17 protein-coding genes and 1 pseudogene are annotated in these 16,019 nt (G+C 46.6%); 10 read left to right on the forward strand and 8 right to left on the reverse strand.

What is annotated here, in order from left to right:
- Positions 1-5: 5 nt before the first annotated feature.
- Genes BMX44_RS07995 through BMX44_RS08005 form a run of 3 tightly spaced genes read left to right on the forward strand, consistent with a single transcriptional unit; the run spans position 6 to position 3,242 of the window.
- On the forward strand, positions 6-617 hold the full coding sequence (locus BMX44_RS07995; protein ID WP_090631107.1) for a type IV pilus inner membrane component PilO: 612 nt from the start codon (positions 6-8) through the stop codon (positions 615-617).
- Positions 614-1,126, forward strand: a complete 513-nt coding sequence (locus BMX44_RS08000) for a pilus assembly protein PilP (protein ID WP_245738870.1) — start codon at positions 614-616, stop codon at positions 1,124-1,126. The genes BMX44_RS07995 and BMX44_RS08000 overlap by 4 nt, the downstream gene beginning before the upstream one ends.
- Positions 1,127-1,136: 10 nt before the next feature.
- Positions 1,137-3,242 (forward strand): type IV pilus secretin PilQ, encoded by a 2,106-nt coding sequence (locus BMX44_RS08005; RefSeq protein ID WP_090630937.1) that lies wholly within the window; start codon positions 1,137-1,139, stop codon positions 3,240-3,242.
- A 4-nt stretch (positions 3,243-3,246) separates the two neighbouring features.
- Here BMX44_RS08005 and BMX44_RS08010 read toward each other — a convergent pair whose 3' ends face one another.
- The 3 genes and pseudogenes from BMX44_RS08010 to BMX44_RS17220 form a co-directional block, all read right to left on the reverse strand.
- Positions 3,247-3,711, reverse strand: coding sequence for a tRNA (cytidine(34)-2'-O)-methyltransferase (locus BMX44_RS08010; RefSeq protein ID WP_090630940.1), 465 nt, complete (start codon positions 3,709-3,711; stop codon positions 3,247-3,249).
- 35 nt (positions 3,712-3,746) lie between these two features.
- On the reverse strand, positions 3,747-4,226 hold the full coding sequence (locus tag BMX44_RS08015; RefSeq protein WP_245738876.1) for a ComF family protein: 480 nt from the start codon (positions 4,224-4,226) through the stop codon (positions 3,747-3,749).
- A 126-nt stretch (positions 4,227-4,352) separates the two neighbouring features.
- A pseudogene (locus BMX44_RS17220) lies at positions 4,353-4,457 on the reverse strand (hypothetical protein); the annotation flags it as partial.
- A gap of 118 nt (positions 4,458-4,575) precedes the next feature.
- Between BMX44_RS17220 and bioB the strand changes: the two are divergent.
- The 5 genes from bioB to bioD are packed head-to-tail and all read left to right on the forward strand — an operon-like array spanning position 4,576 to position 9,122.
- On the forward strand, positions 4,576-5,592 hold the full coding sequence (gene bioB / locus BMX44_RS08020; RefSeq protein WP_090630943.1) for a biotin synthase BioB: 1,017 nt from the start codon (positions 4,576-4,578) through the stop codon (positions 5,590-5,592).
- A gap of 25 nt (positions 5,593-5,617) precedes the next feature.
- Positions 5,618-6,796, forward strand: coding sequence for an 8-amino-7-oxononanoate synthase (gene bioF / locus BMX44_RS08025; protein ID WP_090630946.1), 1,179 nt, complete (start codon positions 5,618-5,620; stop codon positions 6,794-6,796).
- A 27-nt stretch (positions 6,797-6,823) separates the two neighbouring features.
- Positions 6,824-7,600, forward strand: a complete 777-nt coding sequence (gene bioH / locus BMX44_RS08030; RefSeq protein WP_090630948.1) for a pimeloyl-ACP methyl ester esterase BioH — start codon at positions 6,824-6,826, stop codon at positions 7,598-7,600.
- Positions 7,578-8,456 (forward strand): malonyl-ACP O-methyltransferase BioC, encoded by an 879-nt coding sequence (gene bioC, locus BMX44_RS08035; RefSeq protein ID WP_090630950.1) that lies wholly within the window; start codon positions 7,578-7,580, stop codon positions 8,454-8,456. The genes bioH and bioC overlap by 23 nt, the downstream gene beginning before the upstream one ends.
- Positions 8,457-9,122 carry a dethiobiotin synthase gene (gene bioD, locus BMX44_RS08040; protein WP_090630954.1) on the forward strand — a complete coding sequence of 222 codons (666 nt, stop codon included), beginning with the start codon at positions 8,457-8,459 and terminating at the stop codon, positions 9,120-9,122. It begins immediately after the preceding gene.
- Between the two features lie 31 nt (positions 9,123-9,153).
- On the opposite strand, the gene nudB is transcribed toward bioD, so the two are convergent.
- The 5 genes from nudB to wecB all read right to left on the reverse strand — a co-directional run bounded on the left by nudB (position 9,154) and on the right by wecB (position 14,842).
- Positions 9,154-9,621: a dihydroneopterin triphosphate diphosphatase gene (gene nudB / locus BMX44_RS08045; protein WP_090630957.1), complete on the reverse strand. Its 468-nt coding sequence runs from the start codon at positions 9,619-9,621 to the stop codon at positions 9,154-9,156.
- Between the two features lie 40 nt (positions 9,622-9,661).
- Positions 9,662-11,443, reverse strand: a complete 1,782-nt coding sequence (aspS, locus tag BMX44_RS08050; RefSeq protein ID WP_090630960.1) for an aspartate--tRNA ligase — start codon at positions 11,441-11,443, stop codon at positions 9,662-9,664.
- Positions 11,444-11,523: 80 nt separating this feature from the next.
- Positions 11,524-11,862: an FmdB family zinc ribbon protein gene (locus BMX44_RS08055; protein ID WP_090630963.1), complete on the reverse strand. Its 339-nt coding sequence runs from the start codon at positions 11,860-11,862 to the stop codon at positions 11,524-11,526.
- Positions 11,863-12,175: 313 nt separating this feature from the next.
- A complete protein-coding gene (locus BMX44_RS08060; RefSeq protein ID WP_090630966.1) occupies positions 12,176-13,627 on the reverse strand; it encodes a mannose-1-phosphate guanylyltransferase/mannose-6-phosphate isomerase in 1,452 nt (483 codons plus the stop codon).
- Between the two features lie 45 nt (positions 13,628-13,672).
- On the reverse strand, positions 13,673-14,842 hold the full coding sequence (gene wecB / locus BMX44_RS08065) for a non-hydrolyzing UDP-N-acetylglucosamine 2-epimerase (RefSeq protein WP_090630969.1): 1,170 nt from the start codon (positions 14,840-14,842) through the stop codon (positions 13,673-13,675).
- Positions 14,843-15,149: 307 nt separating this feature from the next.
- On the opposite strand from wecB, the gene BMX44_RS08070 reads away from it, so the two are divergent.
- On the forward strand, positions 15,150-15,452 hold the full coding sequence (locus BMX44_RS08070; protein WP_090630972.1) for a bacterioferritin-associated ferredoxin: 303 nt from the start codon (positions 15,150-15,152) through the stop codon (positions 15,450-15,452).
- The gene (gene bfr / locus BMX44_RS08075) at positions 15,400-15,864 is read left to right on the forward strand and encodes a bacterioferritin (protein ID WP_090630975.1); all 465 of its coding nucleotides are present in this window, start codon (positions 15,400-15,402) and stop codon (positions 15,862-15,864) included. The genes BMX44_RS08070 and bfr overlap by 53 nt, the downstream gene beginning before the upstream one ends.
- Positions 15,865-16,019: the final 155 nt, after the last annotated feature.

The raw sequence follows: 16,019 nt of genomic DNA on the forward strand, positions 1-16,019 counted from the left end.
GCATGATGAATATGCTTGAAGAATTACGTCATTTAGATCCAAACGATCCTGGAAGATGGCCGGCTTCGGTAAGAACGATGGCCTTGCTGGCCTTAATGGTGATCATTCTTGCCGCTGGTTATTATTTTGTCTGGCATGATCAATTGAACAATCTCGATAACGTTCGAGCAGAAGAACAGACTTTGAAGGACACTTATATTGTCAAAAAACGAAGTGCAGTTAACTTGCCTGCACTCAAACAACAGTTAGTCGATATAGAGCGTTCTCTAAGCGCGCTTCTCAAGCAACTTCCCAATAAATCAGAAATGGAGGCATTGCTGGTTGACATTAATCAGGCAGGGCTTGGTCGAGGGCTTCAGTTTGAGCTATTCAAACCTGCTGAAAGTGAGATTATTCGCGAGTTTTATGCAGAATTGCCCGTTACCATCAGGGTGACCGGTGGCTATCATGATATTGGGTCTTTTGCCAGTGATATAGCCCAACTTTCACGGATTGTAACCTTAAATAATATCACTATTGTTCCGAGTGCTGACAACGCGTTAACGCTGGATGCTGTTGCCAAAACATTCCGATATCTCGACGAAAATGAAATGTTTAATCAGGGAGCACAACAGTGAAGAAATTAAGAATCATGGTGATTTTAGTTGCTGCGTCATTGTTGACGGCTTGCGAATCCGGAGATCTTGCCGATCTTGATACGTTTATCAGCAACGCAGGCAAAGGACTTCGTGGCCAGGTTGATCCATTACCGGAAGTCAAAACCTTTGAACTATTTGCTTATGATGCTTTTGATATTCCGAGTCCTTTTGAACCGAGAAAAAAAGAACAGGCGCAAAGTGCCGGTAATGGTATACAGCCTGATTTGACACGCAGAAAGGAATATCTTGAGAGTTTCCCGTTGGAGAGTCTGGAGATGGTTGGTTCGCTGGAACAGAATGGAATTATATACGCAGTGGTGAAAACTCCGGAAAAAAGCCTGCTTCGCGTTGGTATTGGAAATTATTTGGGTCAGGATTTTGGCAAAATTAACCAGATTTCAGAATCAGAAATTGAATTAAGGGAATTAGTGCAAGATGGTGTCAATGAATGGTCAGAGCGTATCAGCACGCTTATGCTCAAAAATTAGGAGTCTAGCAATGAAACTATCCAGCAGCAAAGTTAAATTTTTCAGATCATGGTTTGTCGCGTTGTTCTTGCTAGTATCATATTCCGTCCATGCTGATACCTTGCATGAGAAAACAATAAATCGGCTTAATTCACTTGATATTTCCACGATTGAAGATGGCAGGGTGGTTGTCAAATTTGCGCTTGATCAACCACTTTCAAGCCCTCCGATTGGCGTCTCTCTCAGTAATCCACACCGGGTTTATTTTGACTTTCATGGTGTTTCGAATGGGTTGGGAAGAAATTTTCAGGAAGTTGAAGAAGGTGACTTGCAAAACATCAATATTGTACAGGTCGGGGATCGCACGCGAATCGTCTTTAATCTGCATGGCCTGATGCATCATGAAACATTTATTCAGGAAAATATTTTATTAGTCAGTCTGAAATCCATCGATGAACACCAGAATGCAGGACCGGTTGCGCGGTTTTCTAACGATGGCCCGGAAAAGGAACTAAATAGCGTACTTGATATAGATTTTCGGCGTGGAGAAAGTGGCGAGGGTCGCATTATTGTCGATTTAACGCATGCCGGGGCGGGCATTGATGTTCACCAGCAGGGAGAAAAACTCGTTGTTGAGTTTATCGATACCTATCTACCCAGTAATCTGGAGCGGAAACTGGATGTAACAGATTTCGCCACGCCTATAAATATCGTTGACACGGTTATGCTGGGTGACAATGTACGTTTGGTGATCGAATCATCCGGGCGCTGGGAACATACGGCGCGACAGGCCGACACGCAATTTGTACTGGAAGTGCGTGCATTGGCCGAGAATGAAGATGAACTCGCGGAACGAAGACGTGCAAATGGTGGTTATATTGGCGAAAAACTGTCGCTAAACTTTCAGGATGTAGAGGTTCGAGCTGTTTTGCAGGTGATTGCGGATTTTACAAACCTGAATATTATTGCCAGTGATTCAGTTGGCGGCAATCTGACGTTACGGTTAAGAGATGTCCCTTGGGATCAGGCACTGGATATCGTTTTGCAAGCCAATGGCTTGGCAAAACGTCAGACCGGAAATGTGATTTACGTTGCGCCGAGCAAGGAGATGGCTGACAGAGAATTGCTGGAGCTGGAGGCGAAACAACAGGTCGCGGAAATGGAACCGCTTGTTACAGAAACGTTCCAGTTGAATCATCGCAGAGTTGATTCAATTTCATTTGAGGGTATGCTGAGCGATCGTGGCACGATAAACCTTGATGAAATCAGCAATACCATGACTGTGACCGATATTCCATTAAGAATCGCCGAGGTCAGAAAACGTATCAAGCGTCTGGATGTATTTGAAAGACAGGTTATGATAGAAGCCCGGATAGTCGAAGCGACGGAAACCTTCAGCCGCGACCTGGGTGCCCGGTTTGGCGTGAAAAATGTTTCCAAAGTAGGTAACAATCGTCTGGGTGTATCTGGCAATGTGACCGATTCAAGTAATCTGGCGATCGGTGAGGAAGTTCCTGCAGGAGATAACCTGAACGTAAATCTTCCGGCCGCAGCAGGGGCGGGGTTGTTGGGAGGACCAGCTGCCTTGGGCTTGAGCTTGTTGAAAATCAATAACTCTCGACTTATCAATCTGGAGCTGTCAGCGCTGGAAACGGACACTAAAGGGCGTATCATTGCCAGCCCACGGGTCGTAACTGCACATGGTGTGGAGGCGATTATCGAGCAAGGCGACCGTGTGCCTTTCCAACAGGCGACAAGCAGTGGTGCAACGAGTGTGCGCTTTGTCAATGCGGTACTGAGTCTCAAGGTGAAACCATTGATTACGTTTGATAATCAAATAGACATGGAACTTACCGTCAATCAGGACAAGATCGGTGAAAGTGTCAGTGCATTTTTACCACCCGCAATTAACACAAAGCAAGTGACTACCAAAGTTCTGGTAGAGAATGGCGGGACAGTGGTTATCGGTGGTATTTTCGAGCGCACAGAAAATAATATTGTAAACAAGGTTCCACTGCTGGGCGACATTCCTTACATTGGGTATCTTTTTAGAAATACGTCCAAACGTGACGATAAACGGGAACTGTTGGTTTTTGTAACCCCGCGTATTTTGAATGAAAGACTGAATTTACAGTAACAATCTAAACACCGGACTGAAAACCGGACTGTCGCCATGCTTCGTATGCGATGATGGCGGCAGTATTCGACAAATTCAAACTACGACTGCCGTAAACCATGGGTACGCGCAGGTGCATGTGATTCGAGATGTTGTGCAATACATCGACAGGCAGTCCTTTCGTTTCTGAGCCAAATAAAAAAGAGTCGTCGTGGCAAAATTTGATTGTGTCATATCGAATTTTACCTTTGGTAGTAATAGCAAACAGCCGACTGGAATCAATTTGGTCCAGACAGTCATTCCAGTTGTCGTGAATTTTGATCTTAGCGAACTCGTGATAGTCAAGGCCGGCCCGTAGCAGTTGTTTATTGCGTAACATAAATCCAAGTGGTTTAATCAGATGCAGTTGCGTACCTGTATTAGCACATAATCGAATTATGTTACCTGTATTTTGCGGAATTTCCGGTTGAAAAAGAATAATGTTAAACATGTATAGTTTGTTTCAACTGTATACTTCCATTGTATTTAAAAAAAATAGTCGGATTGCATCCAGAAGTGCTCTTTCTGTGCTCTGGTTACAATCCAATTCGTAATTTTGCATGCACCCTGCTTGCGTAATTGATTTGCTAGTTCATTTAATGTTGCGCCTGTTGTCATGACATCATCGACGATTGCAACGTGCATACCTGATAGATTTTGATTGCAGATAAAGGCTTTCTTTACATTATTGCGACGCATTTTCCACGGCAGTTCGACTTGCGGGAGTGTATTCTTGATGCGCTTGCAGCTATCGTGACAGAATTGAATACTCAACCGGTGTGACAGATGACGACCAATTTCTATCGCCTGGTTAAATCCTCTTTCTTGGAGTCTTTTGGGGTGCAAAGGCATAGGAATAACCAAATCCGGTTGTTCAGTTGCTTGCTGGTGCTGAATTGTTTCTAACAGTAATTCTGCCAGAACAGGTGCAATAGCAAGTTGCTGTCGGTATTTTAGTGCGTGCACAAGCATGTCTGCCGGGAAAGTATAAATTAAGGCTGCGATGGTTGATGAAAATGCAGGCGGACTGGCCAGACAGCTGCCGCAGATGCTGGTTGTGCCAGTGAGAGGGGTTTTTGCGCATATTTTGCAAACATTGGTGGCAAGTCTGGGCAGACTTTTAGAACACCCGTCACAGAAATTGTGACTGGAAACCGCACCACAGAGTATGCAGTTTTTATAAATCAGCAATTTCACATTGTTCCTCTAAAAAACAGCTGCTCAAATTGACAATACTGTTCGAATCCGTAATCATCCTGCCAATTATAAATTGAAATCGGAAAAAGCAGTTCCAATCTATTCGAGGGAAACAGATATGCAATGTAATTCACTCCAGTCAGGCATGGCTGATAACCAAAATGATCATGAAAACAGGGGATTGGAAAATAGTGAATCGCCCAAATGGTGTGCTGAATCGGTACAGACGCTGCTAGATATGCCTTTTAATGATTTAATTTTTAAGGCGCAAGAGGCGCATCGCCAGTATCATGATGCAAATACGGTACAGTTGTCGACGCTTATATCCGTCAAAACAGGCGGGTGTCCTGAAGATTGCGGCTATTGTCCGCAAGCTGCGAGATATCATACCGGTGTAGAAAATCAGGCGATGCTTTCTGTAGAGAATGTAGTGACCGCAGCCGCTGCAGCCAAGGAGCAGGGTGCTACGCGTTTCTGCATGGGGGCAGCCTGGAGAGGTCCTAAACAACGGGATATTGAAAAAGTAACGGAAATGATCAGTGCGGTAAAAGCACTTGGAATGGAAACATGTGCTACTTTGGGTATGTTGAAACCCGGCCAGGCCAAGCAGCTGGGCGATGCCGGTCTGGATTACTATAACCACAACCTGGACACCTCTCCCGACTACTACGATGCCATCATCTCCACGCGTGAATATCAACATCGCCTGGATACATTACAACAAGTACGTGAAGCAGGCATCAATGTGTGCTGTGGGGGTATAGTAGGAATGGGAGAGACCCGTGAAACACGAGCAGGTCTGATTGCTCAACTGGCCAATCTGGATCCATATCCTGAATCTGTGCCGATCAATCACCTTGTACAGGTTGAAGGCACGCCTCTGTATGGCACGGCCAAACTGGATCCATTGGAATTCGTCAGAACCATAGCGGCAGCACGAATCACCATGCCAAAAGCAATGGTGCGGTTATCGGCTGGGCGGCGGGAAATGTCTGAGGCAGTACAGTCTCTGTGTTTTCTGGCAGGCGCCAATTCGATATTTTATGGTGATAAATTACTGACAACGGGGAATCCAGAAGTTGAACAGGATCAGGCATTGCTCAACAAGTTAGGTATACAATCTTTGGCAGTTTGATTTGAAATGATGAATCAGGTCATGCATGTATTCTGATCTGGCTGAGCAACTATCGATTCGTGAACAACAGGGGTTAAAACGTTATCGATCAATTCTTGATAGCCCTCAGTCAAGGTCTATCAACATTGATGGGTGTGAATATTTATCCTTTGGCAGTAACGATTATCTGGGACTGTCCAGTCATCCAGAGTTAGTCCAGTCAGCATGTCAGGGCGCGCGGCGATACGGCGTAGGCGCCGGGGCATCGCATTTGCTATATGGACACAGCAGCGCGCACCATGAGCTCGAAGAGGCAGTAGCACGGTTTACAGGCTTCCCTCGTGCATTGCTGTTTTCCACAGGCTATATGGCCAATATCGGAGTGGTGACCGCACTTGTCGGGCGTCATGGTGCGGTTTTCGCTGATAAACTAAACCATGCGTCGCTGAATGACGCGGCGATATTGTCCAGGGCGCAATTGGTTCGCTATCCTCATCTTGATTTGTCAGTCCTTGAACAGCAGTTGAAAAAATCAAAGGCCAAACGCAAACTGGTTGTTTCAGACGCAGTTTTCAGCATGGATGGCGATATTGCACCCATTCCGGATCTGGTAGTCATGTGTGAACGTTACAATGCGATGCTGTTATTGGATGATGCACATGGGTTTGGCGTACTTGGTAGGGATGGCCGCGGAACATTATTTACCGAGAACAGCAAACCGGTGCACAACCGAAGCGTTCTACATTCGCCGAATATTATTTATATGGCGACACTTGGAAAAGCCGCTGGTGTTTTCGGTGCATTTGTCGCTGCCTGTCCGGTTGTTATCGAAACGCTGATACAAACCGCCAGGAGTTACATATATACAACCGCGGGCCCACCACTGTTGTCGCATGTGTTGCTGCAAAGCTTGAGATTAATTGAGCAAGAGAGCTGGCGACGCGTACATTTGTTTCATTTGATCAATCGGTTGCGACAGGAACTGGACATGTCCGGTTGGCGGATATTGCCATCTAAAACACCAATTCAGCCAGTACTTGTTGGTAGTACACGGGAGGTTTTACACATTAGCAACAGTTTGAAGGCGCAGGGTATTCTGGTACCGGCAATTCGTCCGCCAACGGTGCCGCAAAACACGGCCAGGCTGCGTGTATCATTATCAGCTTCGCATCAGGAAACGGATATTGTACGTCTGGCAACAGTGCTAAGGCATCTTTCGCAATAAACTGTTTATCCCGATTTTACTTTTATTATGTCAAGTACGGCAATTCATATCGAAACATATGGTAGCGGAACCGACCTGGTTTTGATTCATGGCTGGGCGATGCACGGCGGTATCTGGCAAAATATCCGTGATCAATTGTCCGGGCAGTTCCGTTTGCATATTCTCGATTTGCCTGGACACGGATTCAGTTCCCACAGTGAGCCAGGTGATTTCGGACATATAGTTCGTTCTGTTCAGGAGAAACTGCCTGAAAACTGTATTGTATGTGGCTGGTCGCTTGGCGGTCAGGTGGCGATGGAGCTGGCGCTGCGGGATACCGCACAAGTCAATGGTCTTGTTCTCGTGTCAACCACGCCCTGTTTTGTGAAGCAACATGACTGGCCCTGGGGTGTGGAAAGTAAATTTCTGCAGTTTTTTATGGAAAATCTGCATCAAAATTATCGTACCACGATCAATCGTTTCTTAACCCTCCAGACCAGGGGTGAACGCGAGATGTCCGGTACACTGGCGCAATTGCGCCAATATTTTTTTGAGCGTGACCAACCGGATTACAATGCGCTACTGAAGGGGCTGCTGATTTTGCAAACGAATGATATGCGTCAAAAGTTATCTCAAATCAAACAACCAGTATTGCTGCTGCATGGTGAAAATGACATGATTACACATGCATCAGCTGCACGTTGGATGGATGCGCAGCTGAGGCATTCGAAACTGGTTATGTTTCAACAGTGCGGACATGCTCCGTTTCTGGCTGATCCCGATAAATTTATTTCCTGTGTTAATGAATCATACTATTCTGAATAAACGTTTGCTACGCCATTCGTTTGAACGCGCAGCACAGAGTTATGATCACGCTGCCGTGTTACAACGCGAGGTTGGAGATAGGATGTTTGCACGTCTGGACTATATTAACTATGTTCCAAATACAGTCCTTGATGCCGGGTGTGGGACCGGGTACTGTACACGGAAACTCGGTGAGCGTTATACACACAGCCGTTTAATGGCTGTGGATATTGCACAGGCTATGCTGCTGCAGGCTCGGCCTGCTGAAACAGGTTGGCGGCAGTATTGGCCATTTAATCGCAGACAAGAGCACTATGTGTGCGCGGATGTTGAACAACTGCCGCTTCGTGAAGACGGTATGGATATGATTTGGTCGAATCTGGCGTTACAATGGTGTAATGATCTGGATCTGACGTTTCGTGAAATGAATCGCGTACTAAAACCGGACGGTTTGTTGATGTTCAGCACATTTGGACCAGATACATTGCAGGAGCTCAGGCAGGCATTTAGTCAGGTAGACGATTTTGTGCATGTCAATCAGTTTATCGATATGCATGATATCGGTGATTTGTTGGTACACAATCGATTTGCAACACCTGTGATGGACATGGAATATATCACCCTGACATATGGGGATGTCGTCAGTGTGATGCGTGACCTCAAAGCGATTGGAGCACATAATGTGGCGCAAGGTAGACGGCAGGGGTTGATGGGAAAAACAAAATGGCAGAAGGTGATCGACAGTTATGAATGCTTGCGTAGGAATGGGAAGTTACCAGCCACTTACGAGGTGGTTTACGGCCATGCCTGGAAGCTGCCGCCCAAGGAAACGGTATTGACGCCAGAAATACGAAAACAAATAATGATGGGTGGATAGGTGCCACCTGGTTTTTTTATTACTGGAACAGATACGGGCGTTGGCAAAACACTGATCAGCTGCATGGTGTTGCATGCATTGTCTATGAACCACAACAAAGTTGTCGGCATGAAACCGATAGCCGCTGGCAAAGAGAGTGGTAAATGGGTAGATGTTGAATTACTTCGAACAGCGGGGAGTGTGCAGGTAGCGGATGAACTGTTAAACCCGTATGCGCTGGAACAGGCAATCGCGCCGCATATTGCGGCACAGTATCAGGGAATCGAGATAAGCATGTCAACCATCGGAAGTGCGTTTCAGGAGCTCAAAGAGGTTGCAGATTATGTGATCGTCGAAGGTGCAGGAGGATTTATGGTGCCTGTCAATACCACTCAGGATACTTCGGATATGGCACGGCTATTTGATTTGCCGGTGATTCTGGTGGTCGGTATGCGTCTGGGATGTATAAACCATGCCTTGTTGACAGTACAGGCAATCCGCAGTGCGGGATTGCGGTTGTTTGGCTGGGTGGCCAATTGTATTGAACCCGAGATGCGGGCGGTTGAAGAAAATATAGCTGCGCTCCGCTTTCGGATCAAGCAGCCGCTGCTGGGAACAGTGCCGTATGATTCCGCACCTGATTTTCGTGCGTTAAGCCGTTTAATCGATTTGTCCCCGGGTAGATAACCAGCGTCGAGCGTCACGCTGAGATGCTTCATTAAGTTGGCGACAGAGAAAAATTGTCTGTCTCGGTCAAATGTCGTGGGAGATTGCGAATCGCTTCGGCGTTACTCCATGAGAAAACTCTGTCTGCAGCCTGGTTCCAGGGCAGCCAGAGATAATTGAGATGTTCCTTTGGGGCAGTGACGATTTGCTTTTTTTCGGGCAGGCAAAGGCTGAAAACATGTTCGGTATTATGAGTGATGTCTGGTGAATAACGCCAGCGCCATTCTTTGAATATCTCGAAACGGTATTCGGTTTCCCAGTCCGATAGCGGATAATCGTAAGGATTCAGACCAGTTTCTTCCTGAATTTCACGCTGCGCCGTTTGTCGTAGCGTTTCACCTTTGTGTTGGCTGCCAGTCACGGATTGCCAGTACCCCGGATGATCTGCACGTTCAAGTAATAAAACATCCAGTACCGATGTATGAATCACAACCAGAACGGATACAGGCAATTTATACATAGTAATAGTAATGTGTTGTTGACAGTGAAATAAACGGCAGCTAGTTTTTTGGTTGATCAACCTTGCGCAGGCGTATGTTTAATTCCCTGAGTTGTTTTTCGTCAACGGTATCCGGTGCGTGTGTTAATAAACACTGTGCACGTTGTGTTTTTGGAAATGCGATTACGTCACGAATTGATTCAGAACCGGCCATCAGCGTAACAATGCGATCTAATCCAAAAGCGATACCGCCATGTGGCGGCGCGCCATATTGTAGTGCTTCCAGCAAAAAGCTGAACTTCTCCCTGGCTTCCTCTTCCGAAATGTTCAATGCCCGGAATACTTTCTTTTGGACATTCTCGCGATGAATACGAACGGAACCCCCACCGATTTCTGAGCCATTCAGAACCATGTCATAGGCTTTTGACAACGCTTGCCCTGGGTTTTCAAGCAGTAGATCTTCATGGCCGTCAGCTGGAGAAGTAAACGGATGGTGCAGCGCCTGCCAGCGGTTTTCTTCCTCGTCCCATTCAAACATGGGAAAATCGACAATCCATACAGGGCACCAGTCTGAAGTTGCTTGGCCATGTTGATGCCCGATTTTCACTCGCAATGCACCAAGTGATTCGTTGACAATGCTGGCTTTGTCCGCGCCAAAGAAAATCAGATCACCATTCTGCGCTCCGGTCCGTTCCAGAATGGTGAACACTGTTTTTTCGGGCAGGAACTTCAAAATCGGTGATTGCAGGCCTTCCAGTCCGTCTTCGCGTTTGTTGATTTTGATATAAGCCAGTCCTTTGGCTCCGTATATACTGACGAATTGTGTGTAATCGTCAATTTCCTTGCGGGTCAGCTGGTTGCCGTTGGGTACCCGCAAAGCAGCGACACGGCCATTGGGTTTGTCTGCCGCGTCTTTGAATACCTTAAATGGGACATCCTGCATAATGTCGGTCAATTCTGTCAGTTCCAGCGTAACACGAAGATCAGGTTTGTCGCTGCCGTATTTGTGCATGGCCTGCGCATAGGTCAATCGCGGAAAAGGATCGGGTAAATCAACATTGCCTGCTGCTTTGAACAAATGACGGATCATTTTCTCCATCAGCGTCATGATTTCTTCCGCAGTAAGGAACGAGGTTTCTATGTCGATCTGGGTAAATTCCGGTTGCCGGTCAGCACGCAAATCCTCGTCACGGAAGCAGCGCGCAATCTGATAATAGCGGTCAAACCCTGACACCATGAGCAACTGTTTGAACAGTTGTGGTGATTGCGGCAGCGCAAAAAAATGGTTGACATTGACGCGCGACGGTACCAGATAATCTCGAGCGCCTTCGGGCGTTGATTTGGTCAGGATAGGTGTTTCGATATCGAGAAAGCCCTGCTGATCGAGAAAAACGCGTACAGCCATGGTAACTTTGTGTCGCAAACGCAGATTGGATTGCATGACCGGCCGACGCAAGTCGAGATAACGATGTTCCAGGCGGACAAATTCGCTGATATGTTCATCATCCATCAAAAATGGTGGTGTTAACGATGTATTCAATATCTCCATGTTAACAACCAGCACTTCAATTTCGCCGCTATGCAGCGATGGATTAACAGTACCCTCGGGGCGTCTCCTGACTTTTCCGACGATCATGAGTACAAATTCGTTACGTATTTTCTCCGCAAGCTCGAATGTTTCAATGTTATCGGGATCGCAGACTATTTGAACCAAACCTTCGCGATCACGCAAATCGATAAAAATTACACCACCATGGTCACGCCTTCTGTGTACCCAGCCATACAGGGTAACGATTTCATCGAGATAATGTGTGTTGATGGCGCCGCAGTAATTTGTTCGCATGGTTCAGAATGTGTTTGACGAATGTCGTGATCAGGATATAGGAATATTAATAACGTGTTGAATATGGTCGGTTCTTCATGTCAGTTGGCAGCTGCAGTCGTGGTTGAACCGGATTTGTCAGAGGTTTGCACGGATGGGGTTTCCGTTTTGGATCCGCTTTCTTTTGCGTTTGTTTGACTGTCTGTTTGTCTTGGTGATGTGTCGTCTTTTTCTTTTTTGGCTGCCGGTTGAGAAGATTTGTTCTTGAAATCCGTTACATACCAGCCGCTTCCTTTCAATTGAAACCCGGCGGCGGAAATCTGTTTGACATAGTTCTCACTGCCGCATTCAGGGCAGGTCTTGATTGGTGCATCGCTCATTTTCTGGATATGCTCTTTTTTTGTGCCACATGAATTGCAAAGATATTCATAAATGGGCATTAAAACCTCCAACAATTCAAAATTTAATAAACCCAATATTATACCTTAACCTGATGATTGCACCAGTATGTTGGCTACCTAAAAAATTAATTCTAAAATGTCTGGATCAAGAATTTGGAAGCGTCTGTTACTTCTCAACCATTTTCAGCATCGTGGGTATCCGGTCGAGGTGATCTATGGGCTGATATCAGTCGATAAAAGTGAGCGGCAAGTATTCTGCAAACGTATTCTGGATGCTTTTTGTACTTGCGGGATAAATTGTTTTAGCGAGTCGGATCTGTTATGTAGTGCACTGGCTGGGATGGCTGTCGGATCAGGATTTGTCCCGCCCGTATACATCTTCAAAACGCACAATGTCATCTTCGCCAAGGTAAGAGCCGGACTGTACCTCAATCATTTCGAGCGGGACACGGCCCGGGTTTTCCAAGCGGTGGCGTGTGCCAACCGGAATGTATGTCGATTCGTTTTCAGTGACCAGAAAGCTTTCATCGTCACGCGTTACACGGGCCGTTCCACGTACAACAATCCAGTGTTCGGCACGGTGATGGTGCATTTGCAGCGACAATGCGGCACCGGGTTTGACGACGATGCGTTTGACCTGGAAGCGTTCACCGGAATCAACGCCGTCATACCAGCCCCATGGACGGAACACCTTGCGGTGCAAATGACTTTCAGATCTACCGGTTTCCTTGAGGCTGTCGACGATTTTTTTTACGTCCTGGGTCTGATCTTTATGTGCAACCAATATGGCATCGGGAGTTTCAACAACTATCGTGTCTTCAATTCCGATGCATGTGACAAGCCGGCTTTCCGAGATGGCCAGGGTGTTTTTGCATTCATGCATGAGAACATCGCCCTGGGTAACGTTGCCGCCGCTATCTTTGGGCAGGACATGCCACAGTGAATCCCACGCGCCGACATCTGACCAGCCGGCAGCAAGCGGAATGACTGCGCCGGCAGGCAATTGCGGATTCTGACCCAGAGCAATGTGTTCCATGACGGCATAATCAATTGACTTGCTGATGCACTGCTCAAATGCTGTTTTCTCGACACGGATGAAATCACCATCGGTACTGCCGCCGTGCCATGCGGTGCGGCATGCAGACAAGATTTTCGGATGACAGAGTTCTATGGCCTGCAGCCAAATCGATGCGTGCATCAAAAAAAGTCCGCTATTCCACAAAAATGATCCGGCCTCGAGATAGGCTTGTGCGGTGGCGGTGTCTGGTTTTTCGACAAAACGCGCGATGTTGTATGCATCGGCACCGGTCAGTTTATCGCCTGTCTGAATATAACCATATCCCGTTTCCGGCTTGTCGGGCGTGACACCAAAGGTAACAATGAAACCTTTGAGTGCGAGCTGAATGCCTTGTTGAACGGATTGCTTGAAGGCGTCCGTGTCGACTATGACATGATCGGAGGGCATGATTAGCAGAATCGGGTCATCGTTTTGATGAAGTGCCGAGAGTGCCGCAATGGTCAGCGCGGGCGCCGTATTTCGCCCGCTGGGTTCCAGCAGTATGGTGCTCTTGCGCCCCATCATGCGCAGTTGTTCGGCAATGACAAAGCGGTATTCTTCGTTACAGACAACGATAGGGTCTGCAATATTGATGTCATCGAGGCCATCCATGCGACGTACTGTAGCCTGAAGCAGTGAATCGTCACTGACCAGTGTCAACAGCTGTTTCGGATGTTTTTCTCGCGAAAGCGGCCACAGGCGCGTGCCTGATCCGCCTGAAAGGATAACAGGTATCAATGTATGCATATCGACTTTCCTTGAGATGTGTAGCGAACGGTGCGTGGCATAGATCTATGATTTTGCTGGTTGAATCCGTTTAGGCGTGGTTTTTTCGCCGTGGTCAGATAAGTTTTCAAGTACCCTCGCCAGAATGGCGACGATTCTCTCGGCAGCTTTGCCGTCCCAGAGTTCAGGTCTGCGGCATACTGCCTGTGGACTGCGCAATACGTCAAGTGTTTCATGAATAATGGTGGCCGGATCAGTCCCCGCCAGCTTATTGGAACCTTCGTCAACGGTGATGGGTCTTTCGGTGTTTTCGCGAATTGTGATGCATGGTACCCCCAGGGCCGTTGTTTCTTCCTGCAAACCGCCACTGTCCGTGAGCACCACTGCAGCATCTTTCCATAAATGAAGAAATGACATATAAGACTGTGGTCCTGTCAAGGTAATATCAGCCCCGAGGTCAATTGCAAATTTCTCCAGATTCTGGCGCGTGCGTGGGTGTACTGGAAAAATGAGCGGTAATTCCTGTGCGATCGTTTTGAGTGCGTGACTGATCTTTGTGAATGTGTCTGCATCATCGACATTGCTTGGGCGGTGCAGTGTGACGACACCATATCGTTTTCCGGCCGCAGCCTGTGCCTTTTTATACGCTGTAGTAGCCAGGTTGCGGGTGTCCATGCGTGAGAGCTTGTCAGCCTGATAGAGCAGATTGTCAACCATTACATGCCCGACGTTAAATATGGCGTCATCGGATTTGCCTTCATGTTGCAAGTGGTGCATGCCGCTGGGTTCGGTCACAAAAAACCAATCGGAAATGCTGTCCGTGACCAGCCGGTTTATTTCTTCAGGCATGCCCATATCGCCGCTACGCAGTCCAGCTTCGACATGAGCCACTGGTATCTGCAGCTTTTTGGCGACAATAGAGCAGGCGAGTGTTGAGTTGACATCACCAACGACGAGAACAGCATCCGGTATGGTTTTTTGACAGTATTCCTCAAAAGCAACCATGATCCGTGCTGTCTGTTGCGCATGTGAGCCACCACCAACACCCATAAAAAAATCGGGTTGAGGAATACCCAGTTCTTCAAAAAATACTGCGTTCATTTCCGGATCGTAGTGTTGGCCTGTGTGAATGATTTTGTAAGTCAGCGTTGGGTGTGCATTTAGCGCACGCACGATTGGCGCGATTTTCATAAAATTGGGTCGCGCACCAGCTACGAGATAAATTACTTTTGGCATAAATTTGTACGAATGGAATGCGGTTCCGATTACGTTCGAAGCAGCGTTAAAAAAGAATAGAGGGGTAACTATTTTAGTTGATTTCATTCAATGGTTAAGTTGAATTTATATTCTTTTTTCGGGTCTTATTTGAAAGATAAGTAATTATGTTGATTATTTTTGTGATAGTACTTGCAATCTTTGTAAACTGGAATATAATTACGAATCATTCTCATTAATGTCATTATTTTTGATCTGATTTGTCTGATTTTATCAGGTGGTTTGCTTAATAGAATATATAAAAACGCTTAAGGTTAAGCCATTCATCATGTATATTTGTGTATGTAAAGGAGTTACGGACGGTGCGATTCGCGAGGCTGTCGATAAAGGTGCCGAGCGTATGCGTGACTTGAAAAACTGTCTGGGTGTTACTGAGCAGTGTGGTGTCTGCGCCTGTCATGCAAAGGAAATTCTTGAACAGGCGCGCCAGCAAAAGGCTCAGGTACAGGCTTCTGTACCGGAAGTGGCATACAAACCGGGTCCTATATATATGAAACAACTGCCTGAGGAGACAGACGATGAAAGGGAATACCGAAATCATTCAGTGGCTGAATCGCCAATTACTGCATGAGTTGACTGCAATTAATCAGTATTTTTTACATGCTCGTATGTACAAGAACTGGGGATTTGACAGTCTTGCGAAGCATGAATACGATGAGTCGATTGAAGAAATGAAGCATGCAGACGATTTGATAGAGCGTATATTATTGCTGGAAGGACTGCCCAATCTACAGGAACTGGGCAAGTTATTGATCGGAGAAAAGGTGGAGGAGTGTGTGGCTTGTGATCTGAAGCTGGAACAGAATTCACATGAAACACTGACGGCAGCCATAGCCGCTTGTGAAGCACAAAAAGATTATGTGTCACGTGAGATTCTGGAGCGTATTCTGGATGACACGGAAGAACATATTGACTGGCTGGAAACGCAGCTGGATGTGATGCAGAAAGTAGGTATTCAGAACTGGCTGCAAAGCCAGATCTAAAAGTGAATTTTTTGCTGTGACTGCCCCAAAAATCATGATGTCGTTACTAGCGGGTGATTTGAAGGCGGAATAAAGTTCCGCGTGAAATTTCAAATCACCCGAAGAAACAGGATTTGTACTCGGAAATTTAGCGTCTGGCTGTAACGATGGATGTT

The organism is Nitrosomonas marina (assembly GCF_900110145.1).
GTDB lineage: Bacteria > Pseudomonadota > Gammaproteobacteria > Burkholderiales > Nitrosomonadaceae > Nitrosomonas > Nitrosomonas marina.